This window comes from Actinomyces procaprae (genome assembly GCF_004798665.1).
Classification (GTDB): domain Bacteria; phylum Actinomycetota; class Actinomycetes; order Actinomycetales; family Actinomycetaceae; genus Actinomyces; species Actinomyces procaprae.
Genome location: NZ_CP039292.1, coordinates 3,258,206 through 3,281,597, shown reverse-complemented (window position 1 = coordinate 3,281,597; position 23,392 = coordinate 3,258,206). Strand labels below are relative to the sequence as shown.

The following is a 23,392-nucleotide window of genomic DNA, read 5'->3' as shown; positions in this document are numbered from 1 at the left end:
GGCGTAGGGCCTCCGCGGCGCACTGGGCGGCGGCGCTGCTCAGCCGGCGGCGCGAACCGAATGCGGTGCCGACTCGGTGGCGTGCGTCGGCGGGACGGCGGGTACGGCGTGCTCCGGCGTCGGCGCGCCCACGGCGCGCAGCACGAACAAGTCCAGGGCGCCGAGGTAGGCGGCGCGGGCGCGCGGCTCGGTGGGGGTGGGGCGCCCGCCCAGCACGCAGGCGTGGATCAGCGGAATCAGCAGCGCCGGGTCCTGCCTGGGGATGGCGCCGGCGTCCATGGCGTCGGTGAGGATGCCGGTGAGCATCCGCGCCATGTGCCCGGCGTGGGCGTGCAGGCGGCCGGCCGTGTCCCGTGAGACCGAGTTGGCCAGCGGGCCGCTGGCGGGGAAGTGGTAGTGGCGCTTGACGAGCGCCTGCTGCCGCACGTAGATGCGCAGACGGTCGATGGGGTCGGCTACGTCGGTGAGGGTGCGGGCGAGCTCCTTGGCGTAGCGGCCCGTCTCATGCTCCATGAAGGCGAGGAGCAGGTCCTCCTTGTCCGTGAAGTGGTTGTAGACGGCGGTGCGGCCCACGCCTGCGCGGGCGGCCACGTCGGACAGGGTGATCTTGTCGAAGGGCCGCTGGGCGAGCAGGTCGGACAGGGCGTCGAACAGTGCGCGGCGGGTGCGCTCGCGGTGCTCGGCGAGTGAGTTACCCATGATCTTCGGCATGAGGACACCCTAACCCTTAAGGTGACGGACCGGCGAGAAGTGTCAGTAACCGGACCACTCCCCACCACCGAGGTCGGTAGATCTTACGTGCCGAGGTCGGTAGATCTTACGTGCCGAGGTCGGTAGATCTTACGTGCCGAGGTCGGTAGATCTTACGTGCCGAGGTCGGTAGATCTTACGTGCCGAGGTCGGTAGTTGTGACGGTCGAGTGCCGTCGAAGCTCCGCGGTGCGCGGGAAGCTGGATCCCCGAGCGCTTCGCTGCACCTGGGGACGCATGAGCATGCGGTTGATCGCCTCCAAGATCGGACGGTCGGCGGGCAGCCAGGGCAGGGCGGCGACGTCTTCCAGCGGGACCCAGTTCAGCGTCGCGTGGGCGCCGCCGAGTTTGGCGGCCCCCGCAGGCTCCGCCAGCCAAACGCGCATGCGGTATCCATGCATCGCAGGCCAGGCCGGACGGTCGTCACCGGGGAAGGCGGAGGTGGTCGTTTCGGAGTTCGGCCCGGCGGCCGGCGGCAGCACCGCCAGATCCGGGGAGGGGGACACCTCGGCGCCCAGTCGCACCTCCAAGCTGAGCTCCTCTGCGAGTTCCCGCATTAGGGCAGCCTTCGGCGTCTCTCCCGTCTCGACCTTCCCGCCGGGGAACTCATACTGGCCAGCATGCTCGGCCGGATAGGAGCGGGCAGCGCACAGCAGCGCCGACGGCGCAACCGTGTCCGGCAGACGGTCCAGAATGGCGGCGGCCACCACCAGGCGGCTGGGGCGGGCGCGACGCGTTTCGAGCATGGACCGACCCTAGGCCACGCGCGCCGAGACCGGCCGGGACCGCGTGCGGGTGCGCACAGTTGTCACGAAATGCACCAATTTCAACCCGCCCGGCGGTTAGACCATCTTCAAATCCGCGTAGTCATGCGGCCCGGCGATGTTACTAGGGAGCGGTCCCGTCTTAACGTGGTGCATTCTGTGACAGTATTCGCCCGATTCAGGGCGGGAGCACCGGTCCAACACCGGTCCAGGCTGTGCTTGGACAACACCCGCACAGGAACGCCTGGCAGACTGCGGCCGGTGATCATGATCAGCACGGCCGCAATCAACGTGGTAGCCCTCGGCGCGGCGGGGATGTCCCTGGGCGCCGCCGATGCCGCTGCGGTCACCGACGCGGTCGGCTTCTGGGACGGCGCTCTCGCCCGCCTCGCCGCTACGGCCCCGCCCGACCCGCGGCTGCTGTGGCCCGCGGGGGTCGTGGTGTTCCTGGCGTGGGCGCTGCCGTGGTTGCGCCGCTGGGCACGGGCGCTGACCACACTCGTACATGAGGCCGGACACGCCGCCGTCGGCATGCTGGTGGGGCGGCGCTTCCACGGCTTCGTCGTGGAGGGCGACCTGTCGGGGCGGGCAGTCACCTCCGGCCGCAGCCGCGGGCCCGGCCGCTGCGTCACCGCCTGGGCCGGGTACCCGATGCCAGCCCTCGTTGGGGCGGGCGCAGTGCTCGCGGCCCTGGCGGGCTGGGCGGGCACGGTGCTGGCGGTGGCGCTGGTGGTGCTGGCAGTGCTGCTGGTGATGAGCCGGTCGGTGCGTACCGCGGGACTGGTGACGCTGTGCGGCGCGGCGGTGGCGGCCCTGTGGTGGTGGGGCGACGCCGCCGCGGTGCCGCTGCGCGCAGGCCTGGTGGTGGGTGTCGGACTTCTGCTGCTCGCCGGGGCGTGGGAGTCGCTCGGCGCCGTCGCCCGCTCGCGCGACGGCGGTGCCGACCACCGCACGCTGGCGCGGCTCACGCCGCTGCCTGCCGGATTCTGGTGGTTGACCTGGGCGCTGGTCGATGCCGGCGCGACCTGGCTGGTGCTGCGCTCCGCAGCCGAGCTGTGGTAGGGCTGCCGCAGTCCATATCAAGACCCACGTAACAAACACGTGTTAGAAAACACCGGTATTCCTGTTACAGACATTTTCTCATGGACACCTAGCGCAGGGCTTGGGCGGGGTGGATGCGTCCTGCTTTACGCGAGGCGATCACAGCTGCGGCTAGGCCGGTGAGGATACCTGCGACGATACCGAGGGGGAAACTGAGCGGGTCGATTACTGGGCGCCAGTGTTGGAAGATTGTGATTGCCAGGACCACGAGGAGTGAGAGTATGGATCCGCATGCTCCCCCGATAAGCCCGATGAGAAGGGATTCAGCTGATATGAGGGTGCGCAGGTGGTTCCTCTTGGCTCCCATAGCCCGACGTAGGGCGAGTTCACCGGTGCGGGTTTGAACGGAGTTGTTCATTGCGTTGGATAGGATCGCCAGACCTGACAGAGCGGACACGACCGTGAGGGTCTGCAGTGCGGTGCGCACGCTGGTCTCCAGCTCTTCGCGCATCTGCGTGGGGTCGGGTGGCGAGTCCGTGATGGCGGTCTCCACGTGTGTGGGCACCCATGCCAACGCGGCCACGTTTGCGATTGCGGAGGCTGCGCCCGGCGCTGTACGGATTTCGAGGACGTTTTCTGCGGCTGGGGCAACGGCGCTGGCTTCTTCCTGGCTCATTACAACACCGCCGAGCAACTCCGAGCGGATACCGGCATCTGTGATGATGCCGACTACCTCGTAGGGCTTACCCCGAACCCAGAGCGTCGGGGAAGCGTCCAAGGGGCCCAGGCCGCAAGCGGAAGCAGCGGCCTCACCGATGAGGACTTGATCATGGTCTAAGGGCAAGGTTTCGCCCCGCGTGGTCAACAAATCCTTCAGCGGCGTGATCGGGGTCAGTCCGTAGACGGGAAGATCAACGACGCGTAAGGAGGGGTCAGAAGTGGCGGGGTGATTGTCGTGCCGCGAGACGAGCATGGCTTCTTGCAACCCGTTGATAGAGGCGATCCGGTCAACAGCCTCAGGATCGGGTTGAGCGACGACTTGGGGAATGTATCCGGTGTCCGTCGGATCCGTCAACGCAACGGCTACGCGCCTATTGCGTTGCGCGTCAAAAACATCCGAGACCTGGTAACTGGCCGTGTATGCCAGACTAATGACGGTGAGGAACAGCGTAACGGCGATAACTACTACCCCGATCAGCCGTGAAGAGCGGCCAGGGTCGCTGACCAGGGCTTGGGAAACGTCATGCCACAGCATTCGAGGATGAACGCGCGACGCCGTTGTCGGAGTGCCGCCACGAGTGCATCTGAATGGCGATCTCCGACGATGCCGACTAGGTGACGCGGCCGTGCCCTGGAAGAGCGCGGCCCCTGGCTCGGTGGTTTGACCGCACTGTGCAGCCGGGCCGTCCGCCGTATCATTAGCGGAAGCATCGGACTGTTGTGTGACCACACCATCGACCACGCGAAGACGTCGGGATGCTTTCGCGGCGACCGCCGGATCATGTGTGACTACGATGATCGTCGTCCCACGGTCGTTGAGGTCGGCCAGCATGTCCATAATGAGCTGAGACGAACGACTATCCAGATTCCCAGTGGGCTCATCGGCCACAACAACTGGCGCGCCACCGCAAATAGCTCTTGCAATAGCGATACGTTGACGTTCGCCACCTGATAAACGTTCGGCAGGAATATCAGCCCGCTCGCTCAGGCCCACGAAAGCCAGCGCCTCATACGCTCGCATTCTGGCTGACTCAGGGTCCCCGCCTTGGTAGGCCATGCCAAGCATAACATTCTCAACCGCTGTACGCAGTGGAAGCAAATGGAAAGACTGGAAGACAAATCCGAAGATGCTACCTCGCAGATCGGCAGCCCGGGTGTCACTCAAGCCAACAACGTCGACGTCGTCGATCCGGTACGAACCGTGCGTCGGCTTATCAAGAAGAGCCAGAATATTGAGTAACGTCGACTTCCCGGCTCCGGACGGCCCCTCAATTGCCACGAAGTCGCCCTGGTTGATCGTGATGCTGACCGACTTCAGAGCATGGACCGGTACAACAGCCTCATAAGTGCGACTGGCATTCTCTAAGGTCAGAACCGTCATGATCCGTCCACACGCACACGATCACCCACGGTCAACGACTCCTCGCTCACGGCACACTGACTACCTACACAACCCAGGACCTCAACCTGTACAGCCACAAACTGTCCAGACGATTCTTGCCGTAGCACGGTGTGCTGCCCATTAGGGGCGGTCACCACAGCACGTTTAGGGATGACAATGACATCAGTCAGTGTCGGGCTTCGGTCAATAGTAAGCAGAACTGACTCGTCCTGCGTCAAGTCCGCCGGTAAAGGGAGATCTGGACTGAACGTCAACGTGTAACTCGCACTGGTCGCAGCTGCACCACCCGCAGAATCGGACGACGATGACTGTCCGCCGCTACTCCCGGCAATGTTTCCGCTGGCCTCGGCACCCCCGGGGGTGCTAGGCGACTCAATTGTGTCTAAAGTGAAGGTGTATTGCTGATCTTTAATCGTAGCCGTTGCCGACACACCCGCCTGTAAGCTCTCTGCGGTAGCCTGTGGCACTTCAGCCTTGACGCGCGCAAGCCCGGACCGCAGCGTGATCACGGCAGAAGAGTCCGTCAGTGTGGTTCCCACCGATGGAATCGAACTCACCACGGCACCGGCACCCGATTGAGGTATGTAGATGATTTCACCACGCGGAACCGTGACCCGACGCTTCACAACCTCCTCCGACGCCTTGTTTTGCGCCGAGGAGTCGCCACTGTTTTCAGAGTGTGAAGATCCTTTGGAGGTCGACGAATTAGAACTCTGTTGTGACGACGCACCATCGGCCCGCGTTGAATCCGACGTAGTTGATACTAATGGCTCAAAATCGATAGCACGATACAACTGTGTGACAGCACTGGCGGTTGCTGAACCGAACTGCCCATCGATAGTCAGTGAATATCCTATCTCGACCAGTGCGATCTGTAACTGTCGCACGTCGTCACCTTCGTCCCCCTCCGTGAGATCCCGGTACGTAGGAAAATCTCCCATCAGCGCGATAAGCGGGCGGCCGTTAATCCGTAGTACGGACTGGCCAGGAATCAGCTGGTGACCAACAGCCACTCCCGTATCAGTCACTACATTCGTCCCGTCACCAAGAGGAACTGAGATGGTCGTGACACCCTCTTTGCTTACGGACCCCTTGGCAGTGAGCTGGTCAACCAGAGTCCCCCGCTGTGCCACCACCGCGATCGGATCCAATGTTGGTGATGCGGCAGCAGCCTCGCGCTGTGCGGGAGACTGCACGGTTTTAGCTATAAACCATACCCCGCCAAGTGCTACAGCTGCGGCCGACAACACGGCTAAAGTAATCAGCGCACCCCGGAACTTCACATTCACCCCGTCAACACCACGTTTCGGTTTTCTTCGATATATGCTTTCAGCTCTGTTTCCTGATTCTCTATCGCTTCACGTCTGGCCGTCAAATCTGACAGATTTGCCTTTACATATCGGTCTCTCGCCACCCATACAAGTCCGTATTCCGTCTTATCATACCCACTGTCAGCATCACATTGAGCATCCTGAGTCGCAATAGCGATCTCTTCCGCGCTCACCGAAGTCGGATTCAGTGCTTCAAGACTGTCAGGGTTATCAAGACCGAACTTGCTAGCCAGAGACGGCGCCAAACCGGGCGCCTCCTCTGGCAGGTCGGGAATGCCCAGCGGTTTCATGCATTCGCGCCACTGCGCTGCCGCCTCGTCCAATAAGGGGTTGCTTTCCACTCCTTCTGCGAAGGGTAAATCGTCAGTCACCGTCTCTTGAAACAATGGCGACTCTGCCGTACCCTCATAGCAGGACTCGTAAGCGCTCCTCCAATCAGTCGGCTGCGAGTCAATGAACTGGGATGCGCTACGAATTCGTTCCGCCCTGGTGGACGCAGGAGGCTGGTGGTAACCGTACTGCTCCGCCTCCTCAACGGACATCCGCCGACTCCAGCCGCCGATGCTTACAACGGCCGGGTCATTCCAGTCATACTCAATAACCGGAGGCGGCGTGTGTCCATTGTCGATCATGCACTTGGCCACAGAAACGTCCCACGCGTAGTTACGCAGATCAGGATTGACTGAACGATAAGGATCAGTCGGCAACGTGCCCTTGTTGTAATCCTTTATGGTCAAGCCGCCGTCGGCGGACTGTGCACCGTCTGCAGGAATGTCGGAGGCTGCAATGCTGGAGGCGTCAAGCGTGTCATCAGTTGAGTCGGCTGCTTCGCCGCCGCATCCCGCAGCGAAAACCAGTACGGCGATCGCTGCGGTTGCGACGACTGAACGTCGACCCCTGGCGGGAGTCAGCATGACCTGTAGCCGGTGAAGTAGCCGGAGGAGATCACATCATTGAAAGAATGGTGGGCAAGGTTGTACCAAGATGATCCTCGGCCCATGCGGCGCGACTCCCCGCCGCCGTACGCGTGCTTGAAGAAGCAGGTGTCTTCGTACCTTCCGCGTTGTTTGGCGGAAGAAGCGACATCGTTCGCCTTCTTGTCGTTGGTCAGTTTCCACTGAGCCAGGTCGGGAATATAACGCTGAAATGAAACAGCGCCGCCCTGATAGCCGCTATGCTCCCACAGACACGTGTAGCCGGAACCGCAGTCACCCTGGGCGGCATAGGATGCCGGGGTGAGAGACATGGCGCCCAGGGCGAGTAGGCCAACAGAAGCGGCGGCAAGGAACTTGGATTTCATGTTGATTCCAATCGCTCGATGGGATGCGTCAACCTCGACGTGGTATGAGCGTAACTGGACGCAACTAGCTTGTCAACACCTTAGTTAGGTGTGGCGTACCGGAGTCGGCGGACGGGGTTCGGTTACGCTCGCCGACTCCGAGTCGAGCTCGGCATCGGCTAGATCGCGTTGCATCGCGGGGGTGTCCGGATCGGTGTCGAATACCAGTGATGAGCCATCCTGGGCCTGGACGGTGGCACCTGCGAGCTCCGGGATGAGGTCGGACGGTGACGGGACCTCCACGCCCGGGGGATGAGTCAGCTGGTCTCCCTACAACTCGTGCTGTGCGAGCGTGGCGACCTCGGTAGCTGCCGGAGCGGCGGACGCCGCAGCCTCGGTGGCGTCGGCCGCAGCCGCAGCGGGAGCACGCCCATTGCCGACGACGGCGAAGAATCCGGAGGCGGCAACCACGACCAGTGCCACGACGCCGACAATTGCGGTGGCCCTCCGCCTGCTGCGCCGACGTTCGCGCTGGTTCACAGAGTCTCCTCGTTGAGCGGGAATCATCTGGGTGGCTTCCATGATCCCCGGGCTGTCAAGAAGTCCAGGGATGCTTCCGGGGCGGGGCACGGGCGGGTCGGCGGCCGGGCGTGCTGGGGTGGATCGCCGCGGACGGCGGCAACCGCGCTGCGGCGCCTGCGGGGCGAAAACGCCGGGAACTGGGAAACGGGAACAAGGAACCCGGGAAACGCTGCCGCGCGCGACCGCCAGTGGAGCGGGTGACGGGAATCGAACCCGCGCTGTCAGCTTGGGAAGCTGAAGTTCTACCATTGAACTACACCCGCATGCCTCACCGGGGTGAGGTGCCCGCACAGGTTACCACGCTGTCGGCCCGGTGCAAGGTGGGTTGTCCCGGCCGGGGTGAGTGGCGGGGGCCGCCCCGGCTTGGGGCGTGGCCCGGTCCGCGCCGTGAAGAGTGAGGCCGTGCCTCGCGGTCCGCACCGCTGGCGGCATCCGCAGCCCGTCCTGGACGGGGAGGCAGGCCTGCGGTCGGTGCCTCGCCGAAGGGCGTGAGATACCTCGCGTATGGGCAGAACCACCCGTGAGACGGGGTGCGCGCGGCCGCATGGATCTGCGAGCATGGCACCATGACTTCTTCGCCTTTCAGCCCGCCCGAATCGCAGAACTCCGACAGTTCCTACGGGGCGAGTGCGCAGGATGCCGTCGCCGACGGCGCCTACCCGCAGAGCTACCAGGCGAGCCCCGCATCCTCCAGTGCTTCCGCGGCCGACCCCTATCAGCAGCTCGACACCTACCAGGGTGCGCAGGCCAACGCTGGTGCCGCCTACCCGCCGGGATACGAGCAGGCGCAGCAGGCCGGCTACCAGCAGGGCTACCAGGACCCCGCCTATCAGCAGACCGCCTACCAGGCCGGCTACCAGCAGCCCGGCTACCAGCAGCCGGGCTACCAGGCGCCCGCAGCCGCCTACGGCCAGCCCTACCCCGCCTACAACCAGAAGTCCAAGGTTGCCGCAGGCCTGCTGGGCATCTTCCTCGGCGCCTTCGGTGTCCACAACTTCTACCTCGGCCACAACGGCAAGGCGCTTGCCCAGCTGCTGATCACGCTGCTGTCCTTCTTCACGCTCTCCTTCATCTCGTGGATCTGGGCCCTGGTCGAGGGGATCATCATCCTCACCGCCACCCCCGGCTCCCAGCCGTGGGGTGTTGACGCCCAGGGCGTGCCGCTGAGCAACTGAGGCGGCCGCGCCGCCTATCCGGGTGCTGTGAGGCTGCCAACCTGGCACAATCGGGTCCGTGCTGCTTTCCGACCGTGACATCCGCGCAGAACTCGAATCCGGTCACGTCGGCCTCGAGCCCTACGACCCGGAGATGATCCAGCCCGCCTCCATTGACGTGCGCCTGGACCGTTGGTTCCGCCTGTTCGACAACCACCGCTACCCGGTCATCGACCCCGCCGTCGAGCAGGACCGGCTCACCCACCTGGTCGACGTCGGCCCTGACGAGCCGCTGGTCCTCCACCCCGGTGAGTTCGTGCTCGGCTCCTCCTACGAGCGCGTAACCCTCCCCGCTGACATCGCCGCCCGTCTGGAGGGCAAGTCCAGCCTGGGGCGCCTCGGCCTGCTGACTCACTCCACCGCCGGTTTCATCGATCCCGGCTTCTCCGGGCACGTCACCCTGGAGCTGTCGAACACGGCCACCATGCCCATCAAGCTCTGGCCGGGGATGAAGGTCGGGCAGCTGTGCTTCTTCCGCCTGTCCTCTCCCGCCGCCGCCCCCTACGGCCAGGGCGCCACCGGCTCGCGCTACCAGGGGCAGCGCGGCCCCACGGCCTCCCGCTCCCACCTGTCCTTCCACCGCATCCGCATCACCGATCCCGGACCGCTCGACGACGGCGCTCCCAGCCCCGAGGGCTCCGGCGCATGAGCGGCTCGAACGACTCCGCGCCGGGGCGCACGGCGGGCGACGCCCAGGGAGCCCCCGTCCTGCCGGACTTCTACGCCGCCGGCGCCGACCTGGCCACTACCCTGCCCAGTACCGCCCTTTCCGCGGTCGGCTCCTTCCCGGTGGGGCGCGCCGACACCCAGCACCTACTGCTGCTCGCCGACGACGTCGCCGTCGACGAGGTTGAGGCCCTGGCGCTGTCCCAGGACGAGAATGCCGGCTGGGTCGGTGCCTCCCGCCTGCAGGTGGCCCCCGGCGCCGAGCTGCTGGGTCCGTGGGACGCGGATGCCGAACTGCGCCGGGTTCTGGAACTGCCGGACTGGGCGACGCAGGTCATGATTCTGGACTGCCCGCCGCAGCGGGTCGGCGCCCTGCCGACGGCGCTGGCGGGAATCGATCCGCTCGCCGACGCCTTCCCGCTCGCACAGCCCACCGGCAATGAGTTGTTGGCGCTGACCCGGCTGCGAGCCATCGCCCGTCGGCTGGCCGGCGGCCTGCGGCTGGCGGGGGACCCGGAAGAGCCCGGCGGCCGCACCGTCCCGGTGCTGGTGGTTCCCGACCCGGAGCGCTCCACGACCCTGACGGTTTACTCGCCGGTGTGGATCGTGCCGGACGGCGTCGTCGCCCTGGCCGCGCCGGTTGCGCGGGGCGCGAGGCTGCATCTTCACGCCGAGCGCACTTCAGGTCCGACCGGGCTGGCCGCCATCCCGCATGAGGAACTGGTCAGGCTCTCGCAGGCGATCGGCGACGATGTACTTGATGCCGCCTGGCAGGCGGCGGAGCGCCGTCGCCGCGTGCAGGCCGAGGAGGAGGCGCGTGCCCGGGCGGCGGGGGCGGCCGTGGAGGAGTTGCGCGACGGGTACGGCGTCGTCGCCGCAGTGGAGCGTGCGCGCCCGGAGTGGGGTGGGATTGAGATTCGCGTGCAGGCGGCGGAGGAGGTGCCGCTGGCGGTGCGCGGTGAGGCCTGGGCGCGCGACGGCGTGATCGCCTATCAGGTCGTGTGGACGCCGGTGGACCCTGCCGACGCTCATCGTGAGGATCCACCCGACGGGGTGCGGCAGGCGCGCTCCGCGGCTCGTGCCCTCATTGAGGACGTGGCCGGCGCCCTGCTGGCGGCCGCCGGGGGAGTGGCGGTGGACGACGACGGCTTCCTGGTCGGGTTGTAGGTTTATCCGTTCTATTCGGTCGTCTCGGTCATTGCTCGCGGGGCCATTGGTTGAGGGTTTGGGTGTAGGTGTCGGGGGTGCCGTAGGTGAGGATGGCGCCTTCGGCTACGGGCATGGCCTTGGTGGCTAGGGCGTGTGCCTGGTCCCAGTGGGGTGAGTCGCGGTGGAAGAACATCTTCCAGCCGGGTCCGAAGTCGTACGGCTCGGGGTCGGGGTTGAGAGGATCGCCTTGGCGGCGTAGTGCGCCGATGGTGGGGTTGACAATGCGGGCGGCGGTGAGCATGAGCCAGTCGGCGAAGTCCTCGTCGGTGTCAATGCGCGCCCCGAGCGCGGGCCCGGTCTCTAGTCTTATGGAGTGGGTGTCGGGGTACACCAGGCCCAGCAGGATGTATAGATTGCTGCCTCCGGTACCGATATCGCCGCTGAACAGCATAAGCTGGGCGCCAGGCAGTTCCGGGTCGACGCTGCTGTAGACGGCCTGGCGGAGCTGGTCGAGGGTCTCGATATTGGGGTTGGCCTCCGCCTGGGCCTTGGTGCGGGCGGTTTCCCGCCACCGGAAGAAGGTGGGGTCGTAGGGCCTGATCGCCTGCATAAACTCCCACGCCCTGGCAATCGACTCATCCATGCGCCGGTCAAGGCCCGGACGCTGAGTCTTGAATGAAAGGTGCCATTTCATGGTGTCTTTCCTTTCCTGCTGGCTGCGGCTGCCGGATTAGTGTTGGTTAGTGGTTAGTAGTAGTTGGGTGGGGTGAGGAACAGCTTGATGGTGGTGGGGAAGTATCCGTCTTTCTGGAGGTCTAGGAGTCGTTGGTAGAATTCTTGTTCGGCGATGTGCCAGTGGATGGGGGTGTTGGTACCGGTGGCGCGCACCGCCGCCACCTGCTCTCTGGCCTGTTTAACTGCGTCGGGGATGATGTGTTTGCCCCATTCCTGGTTCATGAGGTTGGCCAGGCCCTCGCCCTTCGCCTCGATGAGTACGCCGTCCTTGAAGCCGTCGAACTCCTTGCCGCCCACGTAGTAGGCGTCTTGTGCGCGTACGCCGGTGACCTGCTCCTCATAGGTCGGTGAGCGCCAGGAGGGGGAGTTGTTCCGGCTCTTGCCCCAGGTGCCCACCCCGCCCTCACTGGACCCGCGCACGGGTTTGCGCACGCCGGGGTAGTGCTTGCCTGCACGCGGATCGAACATGCCGGGCTTTACCGCGCCGGTCTCATCAGCCAGGTAGTTGCGCACGGCTCGGTTGCGGTCCTTGACGTAATTGCGCCAGGCGGGCCGGTTGTTACGCCACAGCCAGTACTCGTAGCGGGCCTCGCGGGTGGCCTGCCGGGAGGCCCAGTAGGCACCGCGGGCGGCCTGGCCGCCCATGCCGCTGGCCGCGCCGCCGCCCACAACGGTGAGCCCCGCCAGCGCCAGGTCCATGACGATCTCGGCGGGGGTGTGGGTCGACAGGTAGCGACGCGTGGTCCCCGACGGGTCGCGCATCAGATCAGCGGCGCCACGAGCGGCCCCGAACAAGGTGGCAGCACCCATACCGACCTCGAAGGCCAACCCCACCGTCCCGCCGGTGAACACCACCACCGCCCCGACGAAGAACACCACAGCGGCCTTCTGGCCCAGGCTCAGCCCCTCCCACCAGGAACCCAACGCGTTAAGGATCCCCGCCAGCCACAACAAGGACCCTGAGCTGCTCAGCTGCTCCTGCAACGCGGCGGCCAGCACCACAGTCACGACCAGCAGGCCCACGGCCGCGCCCAGGGCCACCACCCCGGCCAACCGCCAGACCCACCAACGCTGCGGCACGGCGTCCAGCACCGCACGCGACGCCTCCTCACGGCCAATGCGCAGCCTGGACGGCGCAACCGCTAGCAGCCTCGGTTGGCGGGTGCTAGCGGCCTCCAGTAGCGTGCGGTAAGCCCAGCGCCACTCAATCCCGGTGGTCGCCACCAGATCGATGAGCACCGCCCGCAGCGGCCGCCACCGATCGTAGGGCAGTGCCTTGAAGCGCCGCTCCCGCCACAGCCCCAGTCGGCCACCGCCGTCACTGCCCTCAATCGACAGCGTGTAACCGCCCTCCCACAAGGTGCGCACGTCCAGCAGCCATGCCACGCCCAGCAGCGCCAGCAGCACCCAGCCGCGCCCGTGGCCGCCCAGTGTCAGAGTGGAGGTAACGCCCACCGGCCACCACGGCGCCTCATCCCCGGTCTGCGACCAGGCACCATAGTGACTGGCGTTACCACCGGCATGATCCACCATCGCCACCCACAACGCCCACAACGGCGCCAGCACACACACCGCCCGCACCGCCACCCGCACCCAGCCTGACAAACCCCTGCACCGGCGCCACACGGACACCGCCACGCCCAGCGTTCCGGCCACCACACCGGTCACGATCGCATGCCCTGCGAAGGCAAGATAGTCCCCGGCCTGCCCCGAGAACGGACTGAGAGAGAACGTCCTCGCACCCAGGCACTCCAAACCGCCGACGCCCTGGTACGAGCACGTCAACAAGTCCAAGGTATCGAACAGGCCCAGCTGTGTCTCCAGGATGGCGACCCGTCGCGCCATCTCCTCCACCGCCTCAAAGCCCGCACCACAGGCCACCCCCAGCACCAGCCAGTCGCTCGCCAGCAGCCTGCGCGCCCGACCCGGAGCCGCCAGCGCCAGCACCGCCAGTGGCACCAGCTTGCCCGCCTCCTCTACCAGCGGGGCCACCACCACCGAAGCGGCCGTAGAACTCACCGACACCTCGGCCAGCCCCGATACCCACGCACTCGTCGCCGCGATTACCCCCGCCCAGGGCATCGCTGCCGCCAGCACCCCGGATACCAGCATCCAGGACACCGTCTTCGCCCGCGCCAGCGCGGACCAGCACACCACCAGCCACACACAGCCCACCCAGGCCCCCAAGGCCGCCCTCAGCGCCGGCGATACCACCAGCGCGACCAGCACCACCACCAGCGCCACCCACGAGTACACCGCCCGGAACCGCAACAACCGCCCGAACCAGCGAGTGCCGCTCACCCGATCCCGCAACACCTCCCACCACTCCGCACGCCCCTCAGGCAACGGAGCGGACGCCGGACCGGCATGCCAAGCACCACCAGCGGAGTGCGCGTAGGAAACGACCATCAGGGAACCCTTCGGCTAGGAGGATGACACGCCGCCGCAGTGAATCACAGAATTCAATCGTTTGCACTACGAACAGGCGTGAACAACCGTGCGGCATCAGAATGAGGTCCCGGACCTCCGGGGCAAACCGCTATGACCCCGGCGAGGCGGCAGTCATCGGGACCACGGCCCCTCCCACTGTTAACGCCTATTGCGCAGCACGCCGTCGCCGCGGCGCGGCACCAGGCGGGACTCCTGCGCGCGGGCGGCCGACTCACTCCAGCGCCAGCCGTTGAACACCACCGCATCCTCCAGCGCCCGAGACCATGCCACCGGCTCCTCGCCGCGCTCCCGGCCCACCTCCAGGTAGTGGCGCAGCAGCCCGGCACTGGCCAGGGCGTCGTCGAGCGCCGTGTGGTGCCGCCCGATCGCCACCCCGGCGGTCTCACAGCAGGTAACCAGCCGCCGCGACGGCGTCGCCATGAAGTGCCGCGCCAATTCCATGGTGCACACGCGCGGCACCCGCGCCCCGCGCTCCAGGCGGTCCAGGCCGCCCAGCGCCTGGGTGAGGAAGCCGACGTCGAAGCGCGCATTGTGGGCGACCACCGCCCGCCCCGCCAGATCCCGGGCCAGCAGGTCGGCGACCTCCGCCAGCGCCGGCGCTCCCCGCAGGTCCTCGGCCACAAGCCCGTGAATATGGGTGGGGCCCACGTCGACGGCGTCCCCCGGGTTCACCAGCGTCGACCAGCTCCGCTCCACCGTCATGTCCGGTCCGGCCAGTACGAGGCCGATCTCGATGATCGAGTCCGCCGCCGGAGACAGCCCCGTGGTCTCCAGGTCGACGATGGCGTAGCCCACCTCCGTGACGTCCGCCGCATCGGGTGCGCCCGTGGCAGGGCGGGGCTGGAGGGTCTGGCGAAGTGGCCGACGCGGGCGGTGGTAGAAGGGCATCACCCCCATGGTATGCCGCCGCTGCGCGCCGCCCCACACGCGGTGTTCTCCCGAGTTCTCCGGCCTTTCCCTGTCGGCTCCGGGGGCGACCGGACTAGAGTCCAAACCATGACGACCGCGCCCGCCAATGACCCCGCCGCACCCGCCACCGCACCCACCGACGCCCTGACCACCCCGGCGACTACGCCCATCACCAACGCCACCATCGCCGCCCAGCTGGCCCACCGCACCATCCGCGCCTACACCGACGAGCCGGTGAGTGAGGACGTGGTCTCCACGCTGCTGGACGTCGCCCGCCACGCCGCCACCTCCTCCTTCCAGCAGCAGGTCACCGTCATCCGGGTCAAGGACCCCGCCGTGCGCGAGCAGCTCCACCTCGCATCCGGACAGCCCTACGTGGGCGGTGAGCGCGGGGAACTGTTCGTATTCGTGGTCGACCTGCACCGCAACGCCGTCATTCGTGAGCGCGCCGGCGCCTCCCTGGAGCCGCTCGAGCGCACCGCCCTATTCCTCCAGGGCGTGGAGGACGCCGTCATCGCCGCCCAGAACATGGTGACGGCCGCCGAGTCCCTGGGCCTGGGCACCGTCTACCTCGGCTCCATCATCGGCGACGTCCGCCGCGTCATCACGGCGCTGGCCCTGCCCAAGCGCACCTACCCGATCCTTGGTCTGCTGGTGGGCCACGCCGCCCAGGCCCCCCAGTACAAGCCGCGCCTGCCCCGCGAGCTCGTCACCGCCATCGACGCCTATCCGGACCTTGACGCGCACGCCGACGCCCTGGCCGCCTACGACGCCGAGGTCGAGCAGTACTACGACCTGCGTGACACCAACAACCGGGTGGACTCCTTCACCACCCAGATCGCTCGCGCCCTGGGCGGCGGCCCCGCCTCGCAGGCACCCGTCCTGGACGTCCTGCACGAGCAGCTCCTCTGCCTGCACTGAGGCGAGGCGCGATGCCGACCCCTTTGGAAGCCGCCGACCGGTCGGGCCGAGCCGACAGTGCCGTGCCCGCCCCGGTTGGGCCGGAGGCCCTCCCTGCTGGGTTTGGCGCCGTGCCCGCCCCGGTTGGGCCGGAGGCCCTCCCTGCCGTACAGCGATTCGACTTTCCCATCGCGCTCATCGTCGGCGAGCTCCTCACGGACGCGGGCGCCGACGTCCCCTCCAACCTCAGCGCGCGACCCCGCTTCCGCACCATCGCCCGGGTCGGCGACAGCAACGCGGTCTTCCCACTCGCCTCCCTGACCAAACCGATCGTGGCCTGGAGCGCCCTCATCGCGGCCGACCGACACCTGCTGGACCTCGACGCGCCCGCCGCGCCCGAGCTCCCCGGCGCCACCATCCGCGACCTGCTCGCGCACGCCTCCGGTGTCGCCTTCGACTCCGCTGCCGTCCTGGCCCCGCCGCGCCACCGGCGCATCTACTCCAACTGCGGCTTCGAGCTCCTCGGCCGGCGCCTGGAGGAGGCCACCGCCACTGCGCTGGAGGAGTGGGTCGAGGCGACCGTCCTAGAGCCCCTCGGCATGGCGAGTGTCCGCATCCCCGGCTCGCCGGCGCACTCCGGGGAGGGCAACGTGGAGGACCTGGCCGCCTTCGCCCGCGAACTCGCGGCGCCCACGCTCGTCTCGCCCGCACTGGCCCAAGCCGCGCGCCGCCCCGTACACCCCGGGCTGCCGGGCGTCCTGCCCGGATATGGGCGGCAGGACCCCAACGACTTCGGCCTAGGGGTGGAGATCCGCGGCGTCAAGCACCCGCACTGGACGGCGCCCACCCACAGTCCCGAGACCTTCGGCCACTTCGGCCAGTCCGGGTCCTTCATCTGGGTGGACCCGGTCGCCCGCCGCCAGGCGGTGTTCCTGGGTGCGCGCCCCTTCGGCGCCGTGCACCGGGAGACCTGGCCCGCCCTCGGCGCCCAGATCCTCGCCCTGTGACTAGGAGGTCGCGTCAGTAGGCGCGGTGTGGGAGCAGGGTGTGGGCACGAGGTCCCGGTAGGAAGGAGTTGTTCAACGCTAGTTCCTACATATGGGGTTCCTCGTGCCCGCACTGCCATCTTCGCTTATGGACCCGTTGTGGGTCCAGTTCAGCACCCTACTGCCCGAGCATGTCGACAACCATCCGCTGGGCTGCCACCGGCCCCGTATCCCCGACCGGGTTGTATTCGACAAGCTCGTCCAGGTCCTGGTGCTGGGAGCCGCCTACGAAAAGATCGCCGATATCACCTGCTCAGCGGCCACCATCCGGCGCCGACGCGACGAGTGGATCACGGCCGGTGTGTTCACCGCCCTGGAGCAGGCCGCCCTTGAGGCCTACGACAAGATCGCCGGCCTGGCCCTGGAGGACCTGTGCGTGGACGGCTGCCTGGCAAAAGCCCCCTGCGGGGGCCAGGCGGCCGGCCCCTCCCCGGTAGACAGGGGCAAGCAGGGCACCAAACGCTCAGTCATGGTCGAAGGTCACGGCATCCCCATCGGGGTGGTAGTCGCCCCAGCCAACCGCCACGACTCCCCACTGCTGGCCCCCACCCTGGAATGCCTGAACCGGTTCGGCTTCGATCTACCCGAGCACATCACCGTGCACCTTGATGCCGGCTACGACAGCCTCAAGACCCGCCAGTTGCTTGAGGTGCTGGGATGCGACGCCGAGATCTCACCGAAAGGCACGCCTCTTCAGGCCGGCAGCCGGTGGGTGGTCGAGCGCACCAACTCCTGGCACACCCGCGGCTTCCGTAAGCTCCAAGTCTGCACCGAGGTGCGCACCACCGTCATCGACGCGTTCATCGCCCTGGCCAACACCATCATCACCATACGCAACCTCATCCACCGCGCCTGGACCACCCACCGCTGGGACCAACGACCCACACGCAAACCATAACCTACTGACGCGACCTCTAGGTCCTGTTGTGTAAGTGCTTGGGCGGAGGTGTGTGGCTGTTGAGCCTGCCAGTTGGACCCCTGTCCCCCCCGTTGGACCCCTGTTCCCCCGTTGGACCCCTGTTCCCCGGTTGGACCGCCGTAGCCGCCGGTTACAGCGGTCCATCGGGGCGTGAGCGGTCCATCGGGGCGTGAGCGGTCCAACCGGGGCGGTGCAAAGACCCACTCGCCCCCTTCGACGGGCGCACGCAGCCCACTCAAGCTGGAGCCCGGTAGCCACCAGCTGCGACGAACTCCCCATCCGCTACCAGGCCACCACCCACATCGCCAGCACCGCCCCATCAGCACCAGCGACTTACACAACACGACCTAGGGCATCGGCGCCGCGCACGCTAAGCCGCACGCCGCAATCGCGCCGATCGGGACTTTTCCTTGAAAACAAGCCATTGTTGAAATTTCCCGTTTTTCTGTGCCGACGCTCCCACGTGCGGCGAAGGCGCCGACGCACATGGGAGCCGTCCGGCGTCCCCGGCGCGTTCGGTGAAACCGCGGAATTTCGCGGTTCGTGTACTGGGCGTCGGCGGCTAAGCGTGCGGCACTCGTATTGACGCATCTTGACACGCTTGATGAAGGTCGGAGCGGGTGCGTCCCGGGTCGGCCTGCCGCCCTGTGCGGACTCCTGTGCTGACTGCGCGCCGCCGAGATCATGGCTGCGCACCTGCACGGCGCCACCGGAGCGCCTGCCGCTTGCTCAATCGAGGTCGACGACGACGGGCACGTGGTCGCTGGGGCCCTTGCCCTTGCGCTCATCCCGGTCGATGGCGGCGTCCCGCACGCGCGCCGCGAAGGCCGCCGAGCCGTACACGAAGTCGATGCGCATGCCCTCATTCCGCGGGAAGCGCAGTTGCTGGTAGTCCCAGTAGGTGTAGTTGGTGACGCGTTCGCGGGTGACCTCCCGCAGGCCCGCAGCCTCCAGCGCCGCCAGGGCCGCCCGCTCCGGCGCGGACACGTGCGTGGCGCCCGCGAAGACGCTCATGTCCCACACGTCCTCGTCGCGCGGCGCCACATTCCAGTCACCCACCAGCGCCAGCGACTGGCCCGGATCCGCCGCCAGCCAGCCGGCCACGGCGTCACGCAGCGCCGCCAGCCAGGCCAGCTTGTACTCGTAGTGCGGGTGGGTGAGCTCACGCCCGTTGGGCACGTACAGGCTCCACAGCCGCACCGGGTCGGTGCCGGCCCCACCGCCCACGGTGGCTGCCAGTGCCCGCGCCTCCACCACCGGCTCGGCCCCTGCCTTCGCAGCCCAGCCCGGCTGCCCGGGGAAGGCGGCAGTGACGTCCGTCAGCCCCACCCGGGAGGCGATGGCCACACCGTTCCACTGGTTCAATCCGTGCACGGCCAGCTCGTAGCCGGCCGCCTCGAAGGGCGCGCGCGGGAACTGGTCGGGGCGGCACTTGGTCTCCTGCATGGCCAGCACGTCCACGTCCCGGCGCTGGAGGAAGTCGATGATCCGGTCGACGCGGGTGCGGGCGGAGTTCACGTTCCAGGTGGCCAGTCGCATGCGCGCAGGCTACCGCGACCAGTTGCGGACGACGACGGGGCCGGGCGATTAGGCTCCCCCGCATGGGAACCGCACTCATCACCGGCGCCACCAGTGGCATCGGCCTGGAGTTGGCCTGGCAGCTCGCCGAGGCCCACCACGACCTGGTACTCGTCGCCCGCACCCGGGCGCGGCTGGATCAGGTCGCCAAGCACATCAGCCAGGTGGCGGGCGTGGGCGTGCAGGTGATCGCCGCGGACCTGTCGGTCCCCAAGGATCTTGCCCGCGTCGCTGACCGCCTGCGCGTTGCAGGGGCCGAGGCCGCCGCACCCGCGGGCGCGGCAGGCGCGGTGGAAGTTGATGCCCCGCATACGGCCGAGCAGGTGGCGGCCCGCCCCATCGACCTGCTGGTCAACGACGCCGGCTTCGCCGTCGGCCAGTCCTTCGCCGACGGCGACATCGCCCAGGAGCGGCGCGCGCTGGACGTCATGGTCGGTGCCGTCCTGGAGCTCACCCACGCCGCGGTGCCCGGGATGATCGCCCGCGGGCACGGCGCCATCCTGAACGTCTCCTCCGTGACGGCGCTGACCGCCATGGGCACCTACGCGGCGCACAAGGCCTGGGTGCGCACCTTCACCGAGGGCCTGGCCAGTGAGCTGCGCGGTACCGGCGTGACGGCGACCGTCGTCAACCCCGGCCTGACCCGCTCGGAGTTCCACGACCGTGCCGGCATGGAGGCGGACTGGCCCCAGATCGCCTGGCTGCAGGCCGACGACGTGGCCCGGGCCGCGCTCGCGGCGGTGCGTCGCGGCCAGGTGATCTGCACGCCCTCGTTGCGGTACCTCGGTGTGAATGCGCTGTTGCGTCTGGCGCCCCGCGGGCTGGTGCGGCGGGTGGCCGGGCACGCCAGTGTGCGCACCCGGTACTGACGGGGTGAGTCCCGGGCGTAGGTCCTGACTTTTCACGACACCCCGTGATATCCTTCATACAGTCAGGAAGCCCAGTGTAGGTCCGTGTTCCCAACGGACGGGGCGTGACATTCCCGGAGCATTGAGGGGGTGCCGCGTGGTACGTCTCGTGAAGGCGCTATGGCGCGGCTACACGCGCATGTTCAGCGGCTGGACGCGGATCGCGCTGGCGGCGCTGCTGGGCGTGGTCCTGGGGGTCGGCGGATTCACCGTGTACTACTCGGGTGTCACCGGCTACCTCGGTGACGATCCGGCCACCTGCGCCAACTGTCACGCGATGGATGAGCAGTACGAGGCCTGGCAGCGCGGCAGCCACCATGACGTGGCCACCTGCAACTCCTGCCACGCCCCGCACGACAACCTCGTCTACAAGTACATCAACAAGGCCGACAACGGCTTCTGGCACTCCCTGAAGTTCACCTTCCAGAACTACCCGGAGAACATCCAGATCCGCGAGCACAACCGCGAGATCACCGAGGCTGCCTGCCTCTACTGCCATGGCGACTTCGTCGACCAGGCCACCAACAGTTCCACCCACAAGGATGAGACGGTGTCGTGCATCCGCTGCCACGACGGCGTCGGGCACATGAGGTGACGCGACATGAGTACCGAGAGGGAAGATGCTGCTATGGAGGACCCCAAGGTGGATGCTCCGGACCCCGACGACGCCGGGGCGAAGGGCGACGGCAAGAAGAAGTCCCGGTCCGGGAGCTCCCGCAAGCTGGTGCCGGCGCTGGTGCTGGTGACCGTGGCCGTGGCCGCGGGTGCCCTGACCTGGCTGCTGACCACCATCTTCGAGCACAAGCAGGAGTCGGCGGCCTCCTTCACCGAGGTGGTGGAGCTGACCGACACCTCCTACGACCCGGCCGTCTGGGGACAGAACTTCCCCATCCAGTACGAGCAGTACCGCAAGACCATTGAGGACACCGATGGCGACTTCATCGCCGTCACCCCCACGGACGAGGACCCGCGCGAGTACCACACCATCTCCCGGATCGAGTCCGAGACCCGCGCGCAGCGGATGTGGCGCGGCTACGCCTTCGCGGTGGACTACACCGAGCCGCGCGGGCACGAGTGGGCGCTCGTGGACCAGCGCTACACCGAGCGCACCGGCGAGCGCTTCAACCAGCCCGGCACCTGCCTGAACTGCCACGCCTCCATGCCCGAGGTCTACGACGAGCTCGGTGACGGGGACCGCGAGGCCGGCTTCCACGCCATGAACGCCATGAGCTACGACGAGGCCTATGAGCACGCCTCATCATCCATCGCCTGCATCGACTGCCATGATCCGCAGACGATGGAGCTGACCATCACCCGGCCCGCCTTCATCGACGGCATCCGCAAGGCCAAGGCCGCGGAGGGCGTGAAGGACTACGACGTCAACCGTGACGCCACCAACCAGGAGATGCGCACCTACGTGTGCGCCCAGTGCCACGTCGAGTACTACTTCGCGGGCGACTCCAAGACCCTGACCTTCCCGTGGGACAAGGGCCTGACCGTATACGACGCCATGGACTACTACGACGAGGTCGGCTGGACCGACTTCACCCACGAGGAGTCCGGCGCCGAGCTGCTCAAGGCGCAGCACCCCGACTTCGAGACCTGGTCGCAGGGCATCCACGCCACCAACGGCGTCACCTGCGCCGACTGCCACATGGCCTACAGCCGCGTGGGCGCGAACAAGGTCTCCAACCACCAGATCATGAGCCCCATGGTCAGCGACGAGACCATCAACGCCTCCTGCCTGACCTGCCACCACTCCACCGCGGGTGAGATGCGCGAGCGGGTGGACGGCATCCAGACGCGCTGGCAGGGCTCGCTGAACGTCTCCTTCACCGCCCTGGATGCGCTGATCACCGACATCACCGCGGCCGACGCGGACGGCAGTGCCACGGAGGAGGACCTGGCCACGGCCCGCGACTACCAGCGCAAGGCGCAGTTCGTGATCGACTACTCCTTCTCCGAGAACGGCCGCGGCTTCCACGCCCCGGCGTACTCGATCTCCATCCTCAACCAGGCGACCGACTGGGCCCGCTCCGGGCAGCTGGCGCTGCGCGGCGTCGACGTCGAGAACGGGATCGGCCCGGCCATCCCCGAGCAGCACATGCCGGACGCCGGCAACTGACGGGGCGCGGGAACCGTATGACCCAGGCACACGACAGCGCGGAGCAGCAAGCAGCAGGCGGTGGCGATCAGCCGGATCGGGAGGCACTGGCGGCCTTTCTGGCCACGGCCCCGGAGGGGCTGAAGGACTGGGCGGCCGCCCAGCTGGCCGGCCTTGAGGGTGAGCGTGCGGACGATGGCGCCGACGTCGTCGAGGATGCGGCGGACCTCGAGGACGTGCTGGCCGACGACGATGCCGCCCAGCGGCCGCCTCGGGCCCCCGCGGCGGGGCGCGGGCGCAACCGCTCGCAGATCGAGCGCCGCACCGGCGTCTCCCGCCTGAACCTGGTGCTGGTGGCGCTGCTGGCCGCCGCCGTCGTCATCATCGTGCAGCAGGCGGGTCGGGGTGAGGCCGCGAGCACGGCCCTGCCCGAGGGCCACCCGTCGGTCGCCGCGACGGCCGCGGCGAGCGCCGTCGCCGCCATGGATGAGGCCGAGCCGGTGGACACCGAGCGGGAGGCGGAGCTCCAGCAGCAGGCGGAGGCTGACCCCGCAGACGTGGAGTCCCGTCAGGAGCTGGGCGTCATGTACCTGAAGGCGGCCCTCTACCAGGACTCCATCACCTGGCTGCAGCAGATCCTCGACGCCGACCCGGACAACGTCGACGCCCTGCTGACCATCGGCGTGGCCGAGTACCAGTCCAACCAGTACGAGGAGGCGGAGGCGCACTGGCTGCGCGCCTCCGAGATCGCCCCGGATGTCGCCGAGCCCTGGTACAACCTCGGATTCCTGTACATGGCGCGTACCCCGCCCGACGCCGAACGGGCCAACCAGTGCTGGGAGAAGGTGCTCCAGCTCGCCCCCGACTCGGAGATGGCCGCCAATGTGCGTGGCCACGTGACCGCCACGGGTTCGGCCACCGCGACCCCGAGCGCGGGGTGAGCGG

At 67.5% G+C, this 23,392-nt stretch carries 22 protein-coding genes and 1 tRNA gene; 11 read left to right on the top strand and 12 right to left on the bottom strand.

Annotation, left to right across the window (positions count from 1 at the left end; translation table 11 throughout):
- Positions 1-39: 39 nt before the first annotated feature.
- On the bottom strand, positions 40-711 hold the full coding sequence (locus tag E4J16_RS13445) for a TetR/AcrR family transcriptional regulator (RefSeq protein WP_136191859.1): 672 nt from the start codon (positions 709-711) through the stop codon (positions 40-42).
- Positions 712-886: 175 nt separating this feature from the next.
- Entirely contained in the window at positions 887-1,495 is a 609-nt protein-coding gene (locus E4J16_RS13440; protein ID WP_136314284.1) for a (deoxy)nucleoside triphosphate pyrophosphohydrolase, read from the bottom strand.
- 333 nt (positions 1,496-1,828) lie between these two features.
- Between E4J16_RS13440 and E4J16_RS13435 the strand changes: the two genes are divergently transcribed.
- On the top strand, positions 1,829-2,575 hold the full coding sequence (locus E4J16_RS13435) for a M50 family metallopeptidase (RefSeq protein WP_136314725.1): 747 nt from the start codon (positions 1,829-1,831) through the stop codon (positions 2,573-2,575).
- A gap of 88 nt (positions 2,576-2,663) precedes the next feature.
- Here E4J16_RS13435 and E4J16_RS15830 read toward each other — a convergent pair whose 3' ends face one another.
- The 6 genes from E4J16_RS15830 to E4J16_RS13405 form a co-directional block, all read right to left on the bottom strand.
- Positions 2,664-4,655 (bottom strand): ATP-binding cassette domain-containing protein, encoded by a 1,992-nt coding sequence (locus tag E4J16_RS15830; RefSeq protein WP_168709519.1) that lies wholly within the window; start codon positions 4,653-4,655, stop codon positions 2,664-2,666.
- Positions 4,652-5,965, bottom strand: coding sequence for a peptidoglycan-binding domain-containing protein (locus E4J16_RS13425; RefSeq protein WP_136314283.1), 1,314 nt, complete (start codon positions 5,963-5,965; stop codon positions 4,652-4,654). Before E4J16_RS13425 ends, E4J16_RS15830 begins: the two co-directional genes overlap by 4 nt.
- A complete protein-coding gene (locus E4J16_RS13420; protein ID WP_136314282.1) occupies positions 5,962-6,921 on the bottom strand; it encodes a hypothetical protein in 960 nt (319 codons plus the stop codon). The genes E4J16_RS13425 and E4J16_RS13420 overlap by 4 nt, the downstream gene beginning before the upstream one ends.
- A complete protein-coding gene (locus tag E4J16_RS13415; protein WP_136314281.1) occupies positions 6,915-7,307 on the bottom strand; it encodes a peptidase inhibitor family I36 protein in 393 nt (130 codons plus the stop codon). The genes E4J16_RS13420 and E4J16_RS13415 overlap by 7 nt, the downstream gene beginning before the upstream one ends.
- 309 nt (positions 7,308-7,616) lie before the next feature.
- A complete protein-coding gene (locus E4J16_RS13410; protein WP_136314280.1) occupies positions 7,617-7,826 on the bottom strand; it encodes a hypothetical protein in 210 nt (69 codons plus the stop codon).
- A gap of 231 nt (positions 7,827-8,057) precedes the next feature.
- A tRNA-Gly gene (locus E4J16_RS13405) sits at positions 8,058-8,131 on the bottom strand.
- Positions 8,132-8,434: 303 nt separating this feature from the next.
- Between E4J16_RS13405 and E4J16_RS13400 the strand changes: the two genes are divergently transcribed.
- Genes E4J16_RS13400 through E4J16_RS13390 form a run of 3 tightly spaced genes read left to right on the top strand, consistent with a single transcriptional unit; the run spans position 8,435 to position 10,915 of the window.
- A complete protein-coding gene (locus E4J16_RS13400; protein WP_136314279.1) occupies positions 8,435-9,043 on the top strand; it encodes a TM2 domain-containing protein in 609 nt (202 codons plus the stop codon).
- 58 nt (positions 9,044-9,101) lie between these two features.
- On the top strand, positions 9,102-9,731 hold the full coding sequence (gene dcd / locus E4J16_RS13395; RefSeq protein ID WP_136191856.1) for a dCTP deaminase: 630 nt from the start codon (positions 9,102-9,104) through the stop codon (positions 9,729-9,731).
- Positions 9,728-10,915: a hypothetical protein gene (locus E4J16_RS13390; RefSeq protein ID WP_240038164.1), complete on the top strand. Its 1,188-nt coding sequence runs from the start codon at positions 9,728-9,730 to the stop codon at positions 10,913-10,915. The genes dcd and E4J16_RS13390 overlap by 4 nt, the downstream gene beginning before the upstream one ends.
- 28 nt (positions 10,916-10,943) lie before the next feature.
- Here the strand turns inward: E4J16_RS13390 and E4J16_RS13385 are convergent, their stop codons facing one another.
- From E4J16_RS13385 to E4J16_RS13375, 3 genes are all read right to left on the bottom strand, one after another.
- Complete coding sequence (locus E4J16_RS13385) at positions 10,944-11,591, bottom strand: hypothetical protein (RefSeq protein ID WP_240038163.1); 648 nt, start codon at positions 11,589-11,591, stop codon at positions 10,944-10,946.
- Between the two features lie 53 nt (positions 11,592-11,644).
- Positions 11,645-13,933 carry a PrsW family glutamic-type intramembrane protease gene (locus E4J16_RS13380; RefSeq protein WP_240038162.1) on the bottom strand — a complete coding sequence of 763 codons (2,289 nt, stop codon included), beginning with the start codon at positions 13,931-13,933 and terminating at the stop codon, positions 11,645-11,647.
- Between the two features lie 288 nt (positions 13,934-14,221).
- The gene (locus E4J16_RS13375; protein ID WP_136191852.1) at positions 14,222-14,971 is read right to left on the bottom strand and encodes a 3'-5' exonuclease; all 750 of its coding nucleotides are present in this window, start codon (positions 14,969-14,971) and stop codon (positions 14,222-14,224) included.
- Positions 14,972-15,160: 189 nt separating this feature from the next.
- Here E4J16_RS13375 and E4J16_RS13370 point away from each other — a divergent pair, with 189 nt between their 5' ends.
- The 3 genes from E4J16_RS13370 to E4J16_RS13360 all read left to right on the top strand — a co-directional run bounded on the left by E4J16_RS13370 (position 15,161) and on the right by E4J16_RS13360 (position 17,836).
- Positions 15,161-15,913 carry a nitroreductase family protein gene (locus tag E4J16_RS13370; protein ID WP_240038479.1) on the top strand — a complete coding sequence of 251 codons (753 nt, stop codon included), beginning with the start codon at positions 15,161-15,163 and terminating at the stop codon, positions 15,911-15,913.
- Between the two features lie 110 nt (positions 15,914-16,023).
- The gene (locus tag E4J16_RS13365; RefSeq protein ID WP_240038161.1) at positions 16,024-16,899 is read left to right on the top strand and encodes a serine hydrolase domain-containing protein; all 876 of its coding nucleotides are present in this window, start codon (positions 16,024-16,026) and stop codon (positions 16,897-16,899) included.
- Positions 16,900-17,002: 103 nt separating this feature from the next.
- A complete protein-coding gene (locus E4J16_RS13360; protein ID WP_136314277.1) occupies positions 17,003-17,836 on the top strand; it encodes an IS5 family transposase in 834 nt (277 codons plus the stop codon).
- A gap of 750 nt (positions 17,837-18,586) precedes the next feature.
- On the opposite strand, the gene E4J16_RS13355 is transcribed toward E4J16_RS13360, so the two are convergent.
- Positions 18,587-19,396: an exodeoxyribonuclease III gene (locus E4J16_RS13355; RefSeq protein WP_136314276.1), complete on the bottom strand. Its 810-nt coding sequence runs from the start codon at positions 19,394-19,396 to the stop codon at positions 18,587-18,589.
- Between the two features lie 62 nt (positions 19,397-19,458).
- On the opposite strand from E4J16_RS13355, the gene E4J16_RS13350 reads away from it, so the two are divergent.
- From E4J16_RS13350 to E4J16_RS13335, 4 genes are all read left to right on the top strand, one after another.
- Positions 19,459-20,304, top strand: a complete 846-nt coding sequence (locus E4J16_RS13350) for an SDR family NAD(P)-dependent oxidoreductase (RefSeq protein WP_136191848.1) — start codon at positions 19,459-19,461, stop codon at positions 20,302-20,304.
- 136 nt (positions 20,305-20,440) lie between these two features.
- Positions 20,441-20,938 carry a cytochrome c nitrite reductase small subunit gene (gene nrfH, locus E4J16_RS13345; protein WP_240038160.1) on the top strand — a complete coding sequence of 166 codons (498 nt, stop codon included), beginning with the start codon at positions 20,441-20,443 and terminating at the stop codon, positions 20,936-20,938.
- 6 nt (positions 20,939-20,944) lie between these two features.
- Entirely contained in the window at positions 20,945-22,468 is a 1,524-nt protein-coding gene (locus E4J16_RS13340) for an ammonia-forming cytochrome c nitrite reductase subunit c552 (RefSeq protein ID WP_204519865.1), read from the top strand.
- Positions 22,469-22,485: 17 nt separating this feature from the next.
- Positions 22,486-23,388, top strand: a complete 903-nt coding sequence (locus tag E4J16_RS13335) for a tetratricopeptide repeat protein (RefSeq protein ID WP_136314275.1) — start codon at positions 22,486-22,488, stop codon at positions 23,386-23,388.
- The last annotated feature ends 4 nt before the right edge of the window (positions 23,389-23,392 follow it).

What these genes read in the sequence shown, in the direction of transcription:
- E4J16_RS13445 (WP_136191859.1), bottom strand. Translation starts at nt 711, where the DNA reads ATGCCGAAGATCATGGGTAACTCACTCGCCGAGCACCGCGAGCGCACC.
- E4J16_RS13440 (WP_136314284.1), bottom strand. Translation starts at nt 1,495, where the DNA reads ATGCTCGAAACGCGTCGCGCCCGCCCCAGCCGCCTGGTGGTGGCCGCC.
- E4J16_RS13435 (WP_136314725.1), top strand. Translation starts at nt 1,829, where the DNA reads ATGTCCCTGGGCGCCGCCGATGCCGCTGCGGTCACCGACGCGGTCGGC.
- E4J16_RS15830 (WP_168709519.1), bottom strand. Translation starts at nt 4,655, where the DNA reads ATGACGGTTCTGACCTTAGAGAATGCCAGTCGCACTTATGAGGCTGTT.
- E4J16_RS13420 (WP_136314282.1), bottom strand. Translation starts at nt 6,921, where the DNA reads ATGCTGACTCCCGCCAGGGGTCGACGTTCAGTCGTCGCAACCGCAGCG.
- E4J16_RS13415 (WP_136314281.1), bottom strand. Translation starts at nt 7,307, where the DNA reads ATGAAATCCAAGTTCCTTGCCGCCGCTTCTGTTGGCCTACTCGCCCTG.
- E4J16_RS13400 (WP_136314279.1), top strand. Translation starts at nt 8,435, where the DNA reads ATGACTTCTTCGCCTTTCAGCCCGCCCGAATCGCAGAACTCCGACAGT.
- E4J16_RS13390 (WP_240038164.1), top strand. Translation starts at nt 9,728, where the DNA reads ATGAGCGGCTCGAACGACTCCGCGCCGGGGCGCACGGCGGGCGACGCC.
- E4J16_RS13385 (WP_240038163.1), bottom strand. Translation starts at nt 11,591, where the DNA reads ATGAAATGGCACCTTTCATTCAAGACTCAGCGTCCGGGCCTTGACCGG.
- E4J16_RS13375 (WP_136191852.1), bottom strand. Translation starts at nt 14,971, where the DNA reads ATGCCCTTCTACCACCGCCCGCGTCGGCCACTTCGCCAGACCCTCCAG.
- E4J16_RS13355 (WP_136314276.1), bottom strand. Translation starts at nt 19,396, where the DNA reads ATGCGACTGGCCACCTGGAACGTGAACTCCGCCCGCACCCGCGTCGAC.
- E4J16_RS13350 (WP_136191848.1), top strand. Translation starts at nt 19,459, where the DNA reads ATGGGAACCGCACTCATCACCGGCGCCACCAGTGGCATCGGCCTGGAG.
- E4J16_RS13340 (WP_204519865.1), top strand. Translation starts at nt 20,945, where the DNA reads ATGAGTACCGAGAGGGAAGATGCTGCTATGGAGGACCCCAAGGTGGAT.
- E4J16_RS13335 (WP_136314275.1), top strand. Translation starts at nt 22,486, where the DNA reads ATGACCCAGGCACACGACAGCGCGGAGCAGCAAGCAGCAGGCGGTGGC.